The sequence below is a fragment of the Nonomuraea sp. NPDC047897 genome, from assembly GCF_043204415.1.
Taxonomy (GTDB): domain Bacteria; phylum Actinomycetota; class Actinomycetes; order Streptosporangiales; family Streptosporangiaceae; genus Nonomuraea.
In genome coordinates this window covers 24,181-38,258 of sequence record NZ_JBIDCC010000018.1, presented here as the reverse complement: position 1 = coordinate 38,258, position 14,078 = coordinate 24,181, and the positions used below count along the sequence as shown (strand labels likewise).

General features: G+C 74.1%; 11 protein-coding genes. 8 read left to right on the top strand and 3 right to left on the bottom strand.

From position 1 onward, the window contains the following. The first annotated feature begins 31 nt into the window (after nt 1–31). Genes ACGF0J_RS32590 through ACGF0J_RS32555 form a run of 8 tightly spaced genes read left to right on the top strand, consistent with a single transcriptional unit; the run spans nt 32 to nt 10,131 of the window. Nucleotides 32–1,480 (top strand): flavin-containing monooxygenase, encoded by a 1,449-nt coding sequence (locus ACGF0J_RS32590; RefSeq protein ID WP_393152093.1) that lies wholly within the window; start codon nt 32–34, stop codon nt 1,478–1,480. Beyond that, the gene (locus ACGF0J_RS32585; protein WP_393152091.1) at nt 1,477–2,505 is read left to right on the top strand and encodes a dipeptidase; all 1,029 of its coding nucleotides are present in this window, start codon (nt 1,477–1,479) and stop codon (nt 2,503–2,505) included. Before ACGF0J_RS32590 ends, ACGF0J_RS32585 begins: the two co-directional genes overlap by 4 nt. Nucleotides 2,506–2,527: 22 nt before the next feature. Beyond that, nucleotides 2,528–3,784, top strand: coding sequence for a TetR family transcriptional regulator (locus tag ACGF0J_RS32580; RefSeq protein ID WP_393152089.1), 1,257 nt, complete (start codon nt 2,528–2,530; stop codon nt 3,782–3,784). Beyond that, nucleotides 3,774–4,607, top strand: coding sequence for a GNAT family N-acetyltransferase (locus tag ACGF0J_RS32575; RefSeq protein ID WP_393152087.1), 834 nt, complete (start codon nt 3,774–3,776; stop codon nt 4,605–4,607). Before ACGF0J_RS32580 ends, ACGF0J_RS32575 begins: the two co-directional genes overlap by 11 nt. 46 nt (nt 4,608–4,653) lie before the next feature. Next, the gene (locus ACGF0J_RS32570; protein WP_393152085.1) at nt 4,654–6,084 is read left to right on the top strand and encodes an Nramp family divalent metal transporter; all 1,431 of its coding nucleotides are present in this window, start codon (nt 4,654–4,656) and stop codon (nt 6,082–6,084) included. 34 nt (nt 6,085–6,118) lie between these two features. Next, on the top strand, nt 6,119–7,975 hold the full coding sequence (locus ACGF0J_RS32565; protein ID WP_393152083.1) for a zinc-binding dehydrogenase: 1,857 nt from the start codon (nt 6,119–6,121) through the stop codon (nt 7,973–7,975). A gap of 16 nt (nt 7,976–7,991) precedes the next feature. Then, nucleotides 7,992–8,984 (top strand): helix-turn-helix transcriptional regulator, encoded by a 993-nt coding sequence (locus tag ACGF0J_RS32560; protein WP_393152081.1) that lies wholly within the window; start codon nt 7,992–7,994, stop codon nt 8,982–8,984. Between the two features lie 34 nt (nt 8,985–9,018). Continuing rightward, nucleotides 9,019–10,131: a C45 family autoproteolytic acyltransferase/hydolase gene (locus ACGF0J_RS32555; RefSeq protein ID WP_393152079.1), complete on the top strand. Its 1,113-nt coding sequence runs from the start codon at nt 9,019–9,021 to the stop codon at nt 10,129–10,131. On the opposite strand, the gene ACGF0J_RS32550 is transcribed toward ACGF0J_RS32555, so the two are convergent. From ACGF0J_RS32550 to ACGF0J_RS32540, 3 genes are all read right to left on the bottom strand, one after another. After that, on the bottom strand, nt 10,117–11,619 hold the full coding sequence (locus ACGF0J_RS32550; protein WP_393152077.1) for an AMP-binding protein: 1,503 nt from the start codon (nt 11,617–11,619) through the stop codon (nt 10,117–10,119). The two genes, ACGF0J_RS32555 and ACGF0J_RS32550, sit on opposite strands and share 15 nt — an antisense overlap. After that, entirely contained in the window at nt 11,619–12,686 is a 1,068-nt protein-coding gene (locus ACGF0J_RS32545) for an acyl-CoA dehydrogenase family protein (protein ID WP_393152075.1), read from the bottom strand. The genes ACGF0J_RS32550 and ACGF0J_RS32545 overlap by 1 nt, the downstream gene beginning before the upstream one ends. 103 nt (nt 12,687–12,789) lie before the next feature. Further along, nucleotides 12,790–13,956: an acyl-CoA dehydrogenase family protein gene (locus ACGF0J_RS32540; protein WP_393152073.1), complete on the bottom strand. Its 1,167-nt coding sequence runs from the start codon at nt 13,954–13,956 to the stop codon at nt 12,790–12,792. Nucleotides 13,957–14,078 lie beyond the last annotated feature (122 nt).

Genomic DNA, 14,078 nt, shown 5'->3' with positions numbered 1-14,078 from the left:
GGGCATCCTGACGTACCACCCGGAGGGCGGCATGGCACCCAGGATCGCGATCGTCGGGGCGGGGTTCGGCGGGCTGTGCATGGCCATCCGGCTGCGGCGGGCGGGGTTCGGCTCGTTCACGGTGTTCGAGAGGGCGGGCGGGCTCGGGGGCACCTGGCGCGACAACACCTATCCGGGCGCGGGCTGTGACATCCCGTCGCACCTGTACTCGTACTCGTTCGAGAGGTACGGGAGCTGGACGCGCCGCTACCCGGAGCAAGGAGAAATCCTGGCCTATCTTGAGCATTGCGCCGATAAATACGACGTCAGGCGAAATATCCGCTTCAATGCCGAGGTGGTGAGCGCCTCCTTCGACGGCTCCCGCTGGCACCTCGCCACGGCCGACGGCGGCAGCGAGACCTTCGACGCGGTCGTCATGGCGGTGGGCCAGCTCCATCGCCCCCACCTGCCCGAGATTCCCGGCATGTCAGACTTCGCGGGCACCATGTTCCACTCGGCGCGCTGGAGGCACGACCACGACGTCACCGGCCGGGACGTGGCCGTGATCGGCAGCGGTTCGTCCGCCGCCCAGCTCATCCCCCGCGTCGCCGAGCGCGCCCGACGGCTGACGGTGTTCCAGCGCACCCCCAACTGGGTGGTCCCCAAGCCCGACGCCGCCTTCGGCCCGGCCGCCCGGCTGGCGTTACGCCTGGTCCCGGGCCTGCAGCGGGTGTACCGGGAGTGGCTCTTCCACTACATGGAACACACCCTCCACCCCGCCCTCGCCGGAGGCTGGAGCGCGGCCGTCCTGGAGCGGCGCGCCCGCGAGCACCTGCGCGCCCAGGTCCCCGACCCGGAGTTGCGGGCCAGGCTCACACCCGGCTACCCGGTGGGTTGCAAGCGCGTGGTCATCGACAGCGCCTTCTATCCCGCGCTCACCCGCCCGAACGTGGAGGTGGTCACCGAGCGGATCGTCCGGGTCGTCCCCGGAGGCGTGGAGACGACCGGCGGCGTCCACGAGGCGGACACGATCGTCTGCGCCACCGGCTTCCGGACGACGGAGTTCCTCGCCCCGATCGAGGTCACCGGCCGCGCCGGCCGCCCGCTCGCCGCGCAGTGGACCGGTGGCGCGCACGCCTACCTGGGTATCTCGGTGCCGCACTTCCCGAACCTGTTCCTGCTGTACGGCCCGAACACCAACCTGGGCCACAACTCGATCGTCTTCATGATCGAGTGCCAGGTCCGGCACATCCTGGCCTGCCTGCGCGAGCTGCCCCGGCACGGACCGCTGGAGGTGCGGCCGGAGGCGATGACGGCGTGGACCCGGCAGCTCGACCGCGCGATGGCGCGGATGGTCTGGGGCGACGGCTGCCAGAGCTGGTACAGGACGCCCGAGGGGCGCGTCACCAACAACTGGCCGGGCCGGGCCACCCTCTACCGCCGGCTCACGGCCAGGCCGCCGCTGCCCGCGTACCGCCGGGCGGTAAGGTCCCTTCCATGACGACACCCCTGCACCGGCGGACCGTGGTGGCCGACACCCACAACGACCTGCTGATGGCGGTCTCCGCCCGGCCGGCCGATCAGTGGGCCTCGTTCTTCCGGGAGCGCTGGCTGCCGCAGCTCGCCGACGGCGGGGTCGGGCTGCAGGTGCTGCCGGTGTTCATCGACGACCAGTACCGGCCCGAGGGCGCGCTCCGGCAGACCCTGCGCATGATCGAGTGCGCGCACGTCATCGCCGAGGGCAACGCCGACCGGGTACGGATCTGCCTGACCGGCGCCGACATCGACCGGGCGCTCGACGACGGCCTGATCGCGCTGGTCATCGCGATGGAGAGCATGCCCGGCCTCGACGCGGACGTGGAGCTCGTCTCGACCCTGCACCGGCTGGGCGTGCGGATCGCCTCGATCGCGCACTGGGGCCGCACACCGCTCGCCGACGGCAGCGGCGAGGACGCCACCGGCAGCGGCCTGACCTCGGCCGGCGTCGCCGCGCTGGGCGAGATGGAACGGCTGGGCATCGTCTTCGACGTCTCCCACCTGGGCGCCTCCGGCGTGGCGCACGTGCTGGAGCTGGCCACTCAGCCGGTCATGGCCACCCACTCCGCCGCCCGCGCGCTGCGCGACCACCACCGCAACCTCACCGACGAGCAACTGCGCGGCGTCGCCGCGACGGGCGGCGTGGTGTGCGTGAACTTCTTCGCCCCGTTCCTCACCGACCGGCCCGAGCAGGCCCGGCTCGACCACCTGCTCGACCACATCGAGCATGTGGCGGACGTCGCCGGCATCGACCACGTGGGTCTCGGCCCCGACTTCATCCGCGAGGTCATGGACGACCTGACGCCGCCGTGCTGCGAGGGCCTCAACGCCCGGGGGCTCGATCCTAGGACGGCCGTCCCCGGCCTGGAGGGTCCGGCCGGGCTGCCCATGGTGACCGAGGGCCTGCTGGGGCGCGGCCTTCCGGAGAAGGACGTCGCCAAGATCATCGGCGGGAACGTGCACCGGTTCCTCGGCGAGCGGCTGGCCTGACCTCCGGCGCTATCGTGGTGCGGTGGCGAGGATCACGCGGGCCGAGTCCCAGGAGCGCAACCGGGCGAGGATCCTGGCCGCCGCGCGCGAGGAGTTCGCGGGACGCGGGTTCCGCGACGTCAGGATCGACGACATCGCCGAGCGGGCCGAGCTGACGCGGGGGGCCGTCTACTCCAACTTCCCGGGCAAGCGCGCCCTGTTCTTCGCCGCCCTCGCCGACCGCCCCTTGCCCGCCACCGCTCCGGAGCCCGGTGCCGCTCCAGGGCCCACCGCCGCCCCGGAGCCCGGTGCCGCTCCGGAGCCCGGTGCCGCTCCGGAGCCCGGTGCCGGCACGGTGCGCGGGGCGCTGGGCGCCGTCGCCCGGTCGTGGCTGGACCAGGTCGTCGCGGACGGCGGGCCGGACGTGCGGTCCGGGGCGCGCGACGACCGTGCCGTGTTCGGCCGGCTGGAGCGCGACCTGCTGCCGCTGGTCCAGGCCGAGGAGTCCAGCCGGCAGGCGTACGCGCAGCTCATGACGTTGCACGCGACGCTGTTCGGGCTCGCCCTGGAGCGGCTCGACGGGCAGCGGCTCGACGGGCAGCGGCTCGGCGGGGAGCGGGGGCGGCGGCTGGTGCGGGTGGCCGGCGCGGCGCTGACCGTGCTGCAGGGGGCGTCCGAGCTGGCGGCGGTCTCGCCGGAGCTGGTCCGGCCGGCCGACGTGGTGAACGCCTGTGAGCGGCTGGCCGACCTCGACCTCGGGCCGGGCCCGCTGACCCCGCCGGCGCGGGTGCGGCCCCACCCCGTGGACCTCCCGTGGGCCCCGCCGCCCGTCGCCGACGCGCTGCGCGGCACGCCGGCCGGGCTCGGCGGCGACGGCCTGGTCGTGTTCCTGGGGCTGCGCCGGCTGTCCGCCCTGGAGGACGTCCTGCGCGCCGTTCCCCCGGATGACCGGGTCGCGGCCGTCGTGGTGACCGGCGACCCGGCCGAGCTGGGGCCGCTCGCCCGGCTGGCGCTGGCCCGGCTCGGCGACCACCTGCGGCGGGCGGTGCCGCCCGCCGCCTGGCCGCCGGTGCGGCTGGTGTGCGACGACCGCGGCGCCGTCGCCGCGGCGGCCGGGCTGCCGTCGCCGGACGACGACACCGAGACGGCGGTACGGGTGAGCGGCGGGCGCCTGACGGCGCGCGCCGACGGCCGGTGCGCGGGCCGCGTGCTCGCGACGCATCCGCACCCGCTCAGGGAAGGCTCGGGTGGGGAAGGCCCGGGTGGAGGCACGGTGAAGGGAGGCCGCGATGACGGCTGAGGTGACGGCTGAGTGGTGGGCCGCGCGCGAGGCGGCGGACCGGGCCGGGGTGACGGTCCGCGAGCTGTCCGGGATCGGCGAGTTCCAGCGGGCCTACCAGCTCTTCGACGACATCTGGCACTTCAGTCCCGGCGACCCGCCGGTGCCCGTCGAGCTGATGATCACCTTCGCGCACGCGGGCGGCTATCTGGCCGGCGCCTTCCAGCACGGCGAGCTGGTCGGGGCGTCCGTCGGCTTCCGGGCGGCCGAGCGGACCCTGCACTCCCACGTGACGGGCGCGAGGGTCGGGCGCGGCATCGGCTACGCGATCAAGCTGCACCAGCGCGCCTGGTGCCTGGAGCGCGGCCTCGACCGGATCAGCTGGACGTTCGACCCGTTGGTGCGCCGCAACGCCCGTTTCAACCTGGTCAAGCTCGGCGCCCGGCCGGCCGCGTACCTGGAGAGCTTCTACGGCGCGTTGGACGACGCGATCAACCGGGGCGACGAGCCCGACCGGCTGATGACCGTGTGGGAGCTGGCCGGGCCGCCCGCCGCGCCCCCGGGCCCGCCGTACGCCGTCGGCGTGGCGGCGCGCGACGAGCGGCCGGTGATCGGCCCTGCGGACGGGCCTGCGGACGGGCCTGCGGACGGGCCTGCGGTGCTGGTGGCCACGCCGCGCGACATCGAGACGCTGCGCCGGGACGACCCGGGTGCCGGCAAGGCGTGGCGGCTGGCCGTGCGCGAGGTGCTCGGCGGCCTGATGGCGCGCGGCGGGCGGGTCGCGGGCTTCACCGACGACGGTGCTTACATCGTTGTCGACCAGGTATTCCACTCCGGTTCATGATCTCTGTAATGTGACGTTTACGCACGTCGAACAGAGGAGATCCGCGATGTCGGAATTCACTCCCACCGTTCCTGCGAAGGTCCTGCCGCCCGTCACCGTTCGCGACCTGCCCGAGCCGCCGCGCCACGCCTGGCGCATCATCGGCCCCGGCCTGGTGGGCGCGGGAGTGGGGCTGGCGTCGGGCGAGTTCATCCTGTGGCCGTACATCGCCTCCCAGGTCGGGCTGATCTTCATCTGGGGCGCGCTGGTCGGCATCATCACGCAGTGGTTCCTCAACATGGAGATCGAGCGCTACACGCTGGCCACCGGCGAGACGGCGCTGACCGGGTTCAGCCGGATGTGGCGGCACTGGGGGCTGGTGTTCGTCCTGATGGCGCTCGCCTCCAACCTGTGGCCGGGCTGGGTCACCACGTCGGCCACCATGGTCGGCTACCTCACCGGCGCGGCCGAGGACAGCGTGCGGTGGATCGCGATCGGCATGCTGCTGGTCATCGCGCTGGCACTGACGATGGCGCCGGTCATCTACGTGGCGCTGGAACGGGTGATCTTCGTGAAGATCGCCCTCGTGCTCATCCTCATCGTGGTGGCGGTCGTGTTCGCCATCACCGCCGAGAGCTGGGTGCAGCTCGGCCGCGGCCTGACCGTCGGGGCGCGGTTCCCGGTGCCGCCGCTGGAGTTCGCGGTGCTCATGGGCGCCATCGCGTACGCCGGGGCGGGCGGCGGGCAGAACCTGTGCCAGAGCAACTGGATCCGCGACAAGGGCTTCGGCATGGGCCAGTACGTGCCGCGCCTGGTCAGCCCCGTCACCGGGCACGAGGAGGCGGCGTCCTCGACGGGCTTCCAGTTCGCGCCGACCAAGGCGAACCTGGCCCGCTGGCGGGAGTGGTGGCGCTTCGCCAACGTCGAGCAGGGGGCGACGTTCGCGCTGGTGTCGTTCGTGACGATCGCGCTCATGTCGATGCTGGCCTACTCGACCGTGTTCGGCAGGCCGGGGCTGGCCAACAGCATCGAGTTCCTCAGGGTGGAGGGCGAGACGCTGCAGAGCACGGTGGCTCCGTGGTTCGGGATCCTGTTCTGGGTGATCGGGGCGCTGGCGCTGTTCGCCTCCGCCATGGGCATCGTCGACTACAGCTCCCGCCTCGCCTCCGACACGATCAAGACGGTCTACCTGCGCGACAAGCCGATCACGGTGAACCGGGTCTACTTCCTCGTGGTGTGGGCCATGACGCTGGTCGGCATCACGATCCTGCTGCTCGGCTTCGACCAGCCGCTCATCCTGCTGGTGCTCTCGGCGAGCTTCGCGGCGGTGATGATGTTCGTCTACTCGATCCTGCTGATCATCCTCAACCGCCGGGCGTTGCCCGCCGCCATCAGGGTCAGGTCGTACCGGCTGGCCGCGCTCGTCTGGTCGGTGCTCTTCTTCGGCACGCTGACCGTGCTGACGGTCGTCCAGCAGGCCCAGAAGCTCTTCGGTTGACCTCGACCATAGTTGAGGTTGCAGACTCGGGGCCATGAGAACGATCGAGGTGACCAGGTTCGGCGGCCCCGAGGTACTGGAGGTCCGTGACGCGCCCGATCCCGTGGCGGGGTCGGGGCAGGTGGTGATCGGCGTGGCAGTCGCCGACGTCATGTCGCTGGACGCGCAGTTGCGCTCGGGGTGGGGCCGGGAGTGGTTCCCGAACGAGCCGCCGTACGTGCCGGGCACCGGTGTGGCGGGCCGGGTGCTGTCGGCCGGGCCGGGCGTCGACCCGTCCTGGGTCGGCCGGCGGGTCGCCGCGCTGCTGCCCGGCGGCGGCGGGTACGCCGAGCGGGCGGTGGCCGGCGTGGACACGCTGGTGGCGGTGCCCGACGGGCTGCGGCTGCGGGAGGCGGCGGCGCTGATCCAGGTGGGGCCGGCGGCGCTGAGCCTGACCGACGCCGCCGAGCTGAAGCCCGGCGCGCGCGTGCTGGTGACGGGCGCGGGCGGTGCGCTCGGCCTGCCGCTGGTACGGCTCGCCGCAGCGTCGGGCGGCCACGTGACGGCGGCCGTGCGGGGAGCGGCCAAGAGCGCGGTGGCCCGGCGGCTGGGCGCGTCGGTGACGGTCGGCTACGACGAGGTGGCGGGCGAGTTCGACGTCGTGTTCGACGGCGTGGGCGGCGAGGTGGGCGCGGCGGCGTTCGAGCGCGTCGCGCGGGGCGGCGCGTTCTTCGCCTACGGCGTGCCGAGCGGCTCCCCGGCCCCCGTGGACCCGGCGGCGGCCGAGCGGCGGGGGGTGCGGCTGGTCGGCATGGAGCAGGTGCAGTTCGCGCCCGCCGAGTTCCGGCGGCTCGCCGGGCGCGCCCTGACCGAGGCGGCGGCGGGCCGGCTGTCCACGGTCGTCGGCATGGCGGTGCCGCTGCGGGAGGCGGCGCGGGCGCACGCCGCGCTCGCCGCCCGCGAGCTGGTCGGCAAGGCGGTGCTGCTGGTCACCGCCGAGGCGGTGCGCCATCACCGCCACGGCGGCCCGGAGGTGCTGGTGCCGGAGGAGGTGCCGCTGCCCGAGCCGGGTCCCGGCCAGGTGCGGGTCGCGGTCCGGGCGGCCGGGGTCAACCCGATCGACTGGAAGATCCGTGCCGGCCTGCTCGGGACGCCCCTGGACGGGCCGGCCGGCACCGGCATCGAGCTGGCGGGCACGATCGACGCGGTCGGCCCCGGCGTGACGCGGTGGGAGGTGGGGCAGCCGGTGTTCGGCCGGGTCCCGTCGGGGGCGCTGGCCACCCACGCCGTGGCCGACGCGGGCGAGCTGGTGGCCAAGCCGGACTGGCTCGGTTACGAGGAGGCGGCCGCGCTGCCCGTGGCCGCCGAGACGGCCTCCCGGGTGCTCGGCGAGCTCGGCGCGGGGCCGGGAAGGACGCTGCTGATCCGTGGCGTGGCGGGCGGCGTCGGGCTGGTCGCCGCGCAGCTCGCCCGCGCCCGTGGCGCCCGCGTCGTCGGCACGGCGAGCGAGCGGCACCACGCGTTCCTGCGCGGCATCGGGGTGCACCCGGTGACGTACGGCGACGGGCTGGAGGAGCGGCTGCCCGGCCCGGTGGACCTGGTGCTCGACGCCTCCGGCCGGGACGTGGTGGAGCTGTCGGTCCGGCTCACCGGCGATCCGGCCCGGGTGGTGACGATCGCCGACCCGGCGGGCGCGGCGCGGCACGGGGCGGTGTTCTCCTCGGGGTCGCCGGGCGTGCCGCCGGCGGAGGTGTTCGCCGAGGTGCTGCCGCTGGTGCGCGCCGGGGCCGTACGGCTGCCGGTCGCCGAGGTGTTCCCGCTGGAGCGGGCCGCCGACGCGCACCGGCGCAGCGAGGCCGGCCACCACCTCGGCAAGCTCGTCGTGAACGCGGAAGCGGTTCTTCCGCGATAGCGGGCAGACTGGCGGCATGCTGGAAACCTCGGCCCGTCTGCTCAAGCTCCTGTCGCTGCTGCAGGCACACCGGGAGTGGTCGGGCCCGGAGCTGTCCCACCGGCTCGGGGTCTCGACCCGGACCATCCGCAACGACGTCGAGCGGCTACGCAGCCTCGGCTATCCGGTGCACGCCACGCCGGGGGTGGCCGGCGGCTACCGGCTCGGCGCGGGCGCCGCGCTGCCGCCGCTGCTGCTCGACGACGAGGAGGCCGTGGCGGTGGCGGTCGGGTTGGGCCGGGCCGCGGGCGGCGGCGTCGAGGGCATCGAGGAGACCTCGGTGCGCGCCCTGGCCAAGCTGGAACAGGTGCTGCCGTCACGGCTGCGGCGCCGGGTGAGCGCGCTGAACTCCTACACCGTGCAGATCCCGGGCCGGGCGCCGTCCGTCGCGCCCGACGTGCTGACCACCATCGCGGGCGCCGCCCGCGACAAGGAGCGGCTCCGCTTCGACTACACCGGCCACGACGGAGCCGCGACGGCCCGCGACGTCGAGCCGTACCGGCTGGTGCACCGGCGCGGACGCTGGTATCTCGTCGGCTACGACGTCGGGCGGCGCGACTGGCGGACGTTCCGGGTGGACCGGCTCGCGCCGCGCGTCCCGGCGGGGCCGCGATTCACGCCACGTGAGCTGCCCGGCGACGGCGACATCACCGCGTGGGTGGAGCGGGGCGTCAACACGGCGATGTGGCGGCACCACGCGACGGTGCTGCTGCACGCCCCCGCCGACCAGGTGAGCTCGCTGCCGTCGGAGCTGGCGGTCGAGCCGGTGGACGAGCGCACCTGCCTGCTGCGGGTCGGCGGGGACGACCTGATGGGCATCGCCGTGTGGGTGGGGTTCCTCGACGTGGACTTCGAGGTGCTCGACCCGCCCGAGCTGGCGGACATCGTCCTGAAGCTGTCCGAACGCTACCGCCGGGCGGGCGGCGGCACGGGTGACGGCGACCGGGGGGACGGCGTCAGCGGCCGGTAAGCCCGCGGTCAGCGCGGGACGCGACCGTGACGGCATGGAGCTGACGCAGATCGCGGGCACCCGCGACGACTTCCAGATCGTGCACCACCTCACGCTCACCGGCACACAGGTCGAGATCGGCCGCGCCCTCACCGAGGAGGCCCGGCGGCTCGGCTGGGCGCCCGTCCCCACGAACCCGACCGTGAACCGGGCCCGGCGGGCGTGGTTCGAACACGGCTGGCCCCAGCACCACGCCCGCCTGGACGGCGCGGCCCAGGCGCTCGGCCTCGACCCCGACCAGGACGACGTGGCCCTCGACGGGCTGGCCTTCGTCCCGCGCGGCTCAGGCTGCTCGGCGCTGTGGTGCCCGCCGTCCGCGTCGGCGGACGGACACGGCCGGGCCGCGCGCAACTACGACTTCTTCACGCTCTCCACGAGCGAGATCCTCGGCGGGGAGCCCCAGGAAGGCGAGCTGCCGATGGCCTCCCGCCCGTACGTCATCAGCACGCGGCCGGACGACGGCCTGGCCGCCACCGTCATCACCATGTCGGACCTCGACGGCTGCATGGACGGCATCAACGAGGCGGGGCTCGCCGTCATGCTGCTCGTCGCCGACTTCGAGCAGGCCACCCCGTCCGCGGACGCCGCCCCCCAGGTGGGCGTCAGCGCCGTCCAGCTCCCCCGGTACGTCCTGGACACCTGCGAGAACGTCGAGCAGGCCAAGCAGGCGCTGCTGCGGGCCAAGCAGTACGACCACGGGGTTCCACTGCACTACCTGGTCGCCGACGCCCGCGGCGGGGCGTTCGTGTGGGAACGCGGCAGGGACGGCGGCGAGCACATCGTCGAGTACGGCGACGCGCCGCTGTGTGTCACCAACCATCAGCTGCACCTGCACCCGGACCCGATGAGTCTGCCCGCCGACAACCCGCACACGTTCGGGACGTTCGACCGGATCCGGACGCTGCACGAACGCAGCAAGGGCGTGACCCTGTCGGAGGGCGACCTGCGCGACGGGCTGCGCGCCGTCCGCCAGGGCGAGTCGCCGGAGTCGCCGTTCCGCACGCTGTGGAGCACGGTGTTCGACCCGGCCGCCCGCACGCTGACGGCCTCGTTCTACCTCGGCGACGGCCGCTACACCGAGGACCTGGTGTTCTCAGCCGCCCGCTAGGCCCGACAGGTACGCCTCCCGGACGCGGGAGCGCGACAGCTTGCCCGTCGGGGTGCGCGGCAGGCTGTCACGGTAGGCCACCGTCCTCGGATGCTTGAACCTGGCCAGCCGCGGCGCGCAGTGGGCGAGCAGTTCGGCGGTCAGCTCCTCGCCCGGCGCGGCGCCGTCGGCGGGCTGCACGACGGCGACCACCGTGTGGCCCCATTCGGCGTCCGGCGCCCCGATGACGGCCACGTCGGCGACCGCGGGGTGGTCGAGCAGCACCGCCTCGATCTCGGCGGGGTAGATGTTGACCCCGCCGGAGACGATGAGGTCGGTGCGCCGGTCGCACAGGAACAGGAAGCCGTCCTCGTCGAGGTAGCCGATGTCGCCGGGGGCGTACCACTCGCCGCGCATGCTGGCCGCCGTCTTGGCCGGGTCCTTGTGGTACTCGAAGCGGCCCAGGCCGGACTTGACGTGGATCAGGCCCGGCTCGCCCGGCGGCAGGTCGCGGCCGTCCTCGTCGAGGATCCGCGCCTCGAACGTCGGCGCGGGCCGGCCGACGGTGCCGGGCCTGGCCAGCCAGTCGTGCGGCTTGACCGCGAAGGCGATGGTGGACTCGGTGGAGCCGTAGTACTCGTACAGGACCGGCCCCCACCAGTCCATGATCTGCCGCTTGACCTCGACCGGGCAGGCGGCGGCCGTGTGGATCACCTGGCGCAGGCTCGACACGTCGTAGCGGTCCCGCACCTGCCGAGGGAGGCGGAGCATGCGGTGCAGCATGGTCGGCACCATCATCGCGTTCGTCACCCGGTGGCGCTGCACCAGGTCCAGGACGTGCTCCGGGTCGAACCTGCGGGTGATCACCACGGTGTGCCCGAGGTGCAGCGCGAACTGCGTGTGGGCGCACGGCGCCGAGTGGTACATCGGCGAGGTCACCAGGTGGACGTCGTCGCCCGGGGTCAGGTCGACCACCTCGCCGAGGAACCAGGTGTAGAGCGGGACGACCGCCTCCGGCTCGGCGCCGGGCAGCGGGCGCCGCACGCCCTTGGGGAAGCCGGTGGTGCCGGAGGTGTACCACATGACGGCCCCGGCGGTGCGCCCGCCGGGCGGCGTCTCGGGCTGCCCTTCGGCCAGTCCGCGGATGCCCGGTTCGGCGCCGGGGACCTTGGCGGCGTACTCGGGGCCGGCGACGACGAGCCGGGCGTCGCAGTCGTCCAGGATGTAGGCGATCTCCGGTTCGGTGAGGTGCCAGTTGACCGGCACGTAGTACAGCCCGATCTGCCCGGTGGCCATCAGCAGGGCGACGGCCTCGACGCCGTTGGGCAGGACGCCCGCCACCACGTCGCCGGGGCCGAGCCCGCGCGCCCGCAGCCCGTGGGAGAGCTGGTTCACCAGGGCGAGCAGTTCGCCGTAGGTGCGGCGCGTGCCGTCGTCGTCGATCAGGGCCGGGCGGCCGGGGTCGGCGGCGGCGATGGCGTAGAAACCCGGCGGCAGGTCGGCGCCCATCACAGGTCCAGCAGTGCGGCGAGGCGGGCGCGGTGCACGCGGGGCGGGCCGAGCAGCACCTCGTCGGTCTTGGCCCGCTTGTAGTACAGGTGCGCGTCGTGCTCCCAGGTGAAGCCGACGCCGCCGTGCAGCAGCAGGTGGTCGCGGGCCACCTCGAAGCAGGCCCGTCCCACGTACGCCTGGGCGAGCGCGGCGGCGGCCGGCAGCTCGCCGGGCGCCTCGTCGGCGGCCCAGGCGGCGTGGCGGACGATCGACTCGGCCTGTTCGAGCTTGCCGTGCATGTCGGCCAGCTTGTGCTTGACGCCCTGGTAGGAGCCGATGAGCCGGCCGAACGCCACGCGGATCTTGGCGTAGGCGACGATGGCGTCCAGCGACCCGCGCAGCACTCCCAGTTGCTCGGCCGCCAGGGCGACGGCCAGCCGGTCGCCGATGGCGTCGCCGGCGGGCGGCGTGCCGAGCACCCGGCCGGGCGCCCCGTCGAGCTCGACGCGCGCCTGGCCGCGTGTGACGTCGAGCGTCTCCAGCGGGGTCCGGGTGACCCCGCCGGCCGCCAGTTCCACGGCCACCAGCGTCACGCCGTCGCCGGTGAGCGCCGGCACGACGAGCACGTCGGCCTCCATGCCGCTCAGCACCTGCGCCAGCTCTCCGTGCACGGCCACGCCGCCGCCCGGCGCGGGAGCGGCGGTCACGTCGGCGAGGTGGCCGGCGCCGCCGGGCGGCTGGGCGAGGGTGGCGGTGGTGCGACCCTCGGCGATGCCGGCCAGCAGGTCCTTGTCGGGCACCCGGGTGAGCGCCACCGTGGCGAACACGGTGGCCAGGAACGGGCCGGGCAGCAGGGCCGCGCCCGTCTCCTCCAGCGCGACGGCCAGCTCGGCGAAACCCGCGCCGGCGCCGCCGTACTCCTCGGGCACGATGATGCCGGACAGGCCGAGCTCGCCGTTGAGGCGGGCGTAGACGGCCGGGTCGTAGCCGTCTCGGGCCCTGGCGGGCGGCGAGGCCGCCGCCAGGAAGGACCGGACGGTCTGGCGGAGCCGGCGCTGCTCCTCGTCGAGCACGAGCTTCACCATCGGGTCTGCCTCCTGTCGGGTACGGTCCCGCCGGGTGCGGTCCTGTGGGGCGCGGGCCCGCCGGGTGCGCTCCTGCGGGGCGCGGTCCCGCCGCGGGTGGGCGTCACTCCTGCGTCCCCACCTTCAGGTCCTTGAACGGCACGGTCTTGTCCACGCGCGGGCCGGGCGGCAGCCCCAGGACGCGTTCCCCGATGATGTTGCGCATGATCTCGTTGGTGCCGCCGCCCAGCGACATGGCCGGCGCCAGGCTGATCGCGTGGCAGAGCGGGTCGCCGCCGACCACGCCGGCCGGCCCGGCCAGCCGGGTCGCGAGGTCCGCCCGGAACATGGTCAGCTCCGCCAGCAGCAGCTTGGCGACGCTGCCACGGGCGCCCGGGAAGACGCCTGCCTCGGTCTCCTGTGCCAGGCGCTGGTTGAACAGCGCCAGGGCGCGCGTGCGAATGTGCAGCTCGACCAGCTCGTCGCGGACCAGCGGGTCGGTGGTGTCGGCCGTGCGGCGCAGCGCCTCGAACCCGGTCGGGTCGTCCTCGCCGCCGCTCGTGCCGACGCCGGCGGAGATCGACAGCCGCTCGTGCAGCAGGGTCGTGACGGCGACGCTCCACCCGTCGTTCGCCGCGCCGACCCGGCGCTCGTCGGGTATGGGGACGTCGTCGAAGAACACCTCGTTGAAGTGGGCGCGGCCGGTCATGTCACGCAGCGGCCTGACGGTCACCCCGGGGTGGCGCATGTCGACGACGAACATGGTGAGCCCCTTGTGCTTGGGCGCCTCGACGTCGGTGCGGGCCAGCAGCAAGCCCCAGTCGGCGTGCTGGGCGACCGACGTCCACACCTTCTGGCCGTTGACCAGCCAGCCCTGCCCGTCGCGTACGGCCCTGGTCTGCAGGGCGGCCACGTCGCTGCCCGCGCCCGGCTCGGAGAAGAGCTGGCACCAGATCTCCTCGCCGCGCAGCAGCGGCCGGAGGAACCGCTCGCGCTGCTCGTCGGTGCCCCGGTCGACCAGGGTGGGCCCGGTCATGCCGAGCCCGATGGAGAAGACGTAGGTCGGCAGGGCGAAGTGCCGCGCCTCGGCGGCGAACGCGCGCTCCTCCGCCTGGGTGAGCCCCTGCCCGCCCCAGCGCTCGGGCCAGGTGATGCCGGAGTATCCGGCGTCGTAGAGCTTCGCCATGAAGTCCTTGGCCCGGGCCACGCCGTCGTCGCCGGACGGGTCCGCGGAGGGTGCGTTCGCCTGCAGCCAGGCGCGGGCTTGGCGCCGGTACGCGTCGAGGTTCACGTCGCCTCCTCGGGCATCAGTGTTCACTTACAATAACCAGCCCCACCGGCGACGCCTAGCACCGAATGCCCTGCACGTTTTATCCGGATTTGTCGACGAATCTCCGTTGATTAGAGCTGAGG

What these genes read in the sequence shown, in the direction of transcription:
- ACGF0J_RS32575 (WP_393152087.1), top strand. Translation starts at nt 3,774, where the DNA reads ATGACGGCTGAGGTGACGGCTGAGTGGTGGGCCGCGCGCGAGGCGGCG.
- ACGF0J_RS32560 (WP_393152081.1), top strand. Translation starts at nt 7,992, where the DNA reads ATGCTGGAAACCTCGGCCCGTCTGCTCAAGCTCCTGTCGCTGCTGCAG.
- ACGF0J_RS32550 (WP_393152077.1), bottom strand. Translation starts at nt 11,619, where the DNA reads ATGGGCGCCGACCTGCCGCCGGGTTTCTACGCCATCGCCGCCGCCGAC.
- ACGF0J_RS32585 (WP_393152091.1), top strand. Translation starts at nt 1,477, where the DNA reads ATGACGACACCCCTGCACCGGCGGACCGTGGTGGCCGACACCCACAAC.
- ACGF0J_RS32555 (WP_393152079.1), top strand. Translation starts at nt 9,019, where the DNA reads ATGGAGCTGACGCAGATCGCGGGCACCCGCGACGACTTCCAGATCGTG.
- ACGF0J_RS32590 (WP_393152093.1), top strand. Translation starts at nt 32, where the DNA reads ATGGCACCCAGGATCGCGATCGTCGGGGCGGGGTTCGGCGGGCTGTGC.
- ACGF0J_RS32545 (WP_393152075.1), bottom strand. Translation starts at nt 12,686, where the DNA reads ATGGTGAAGCTCGTGCTCGACGAGGAGCAGCGCCGGCTCCGCCAGACC.
- ACGF0J_RS32570 (WP_393152085.1), top strand. Translation starts at nt 4,654, where the DNA reads ATGTCGGAATTCACTCCCACCGTTCCTGCGAAGGTCCTGCCGCCCGTC.
- ACGF0J_RS32565 (WP_393152083.1), top strand. Translation starts at nt 6,119, where the DNA reads ATGAGAACGATCGAGGTGACCAGGTTCGGCGGCCCCGAGGTACTGGAG.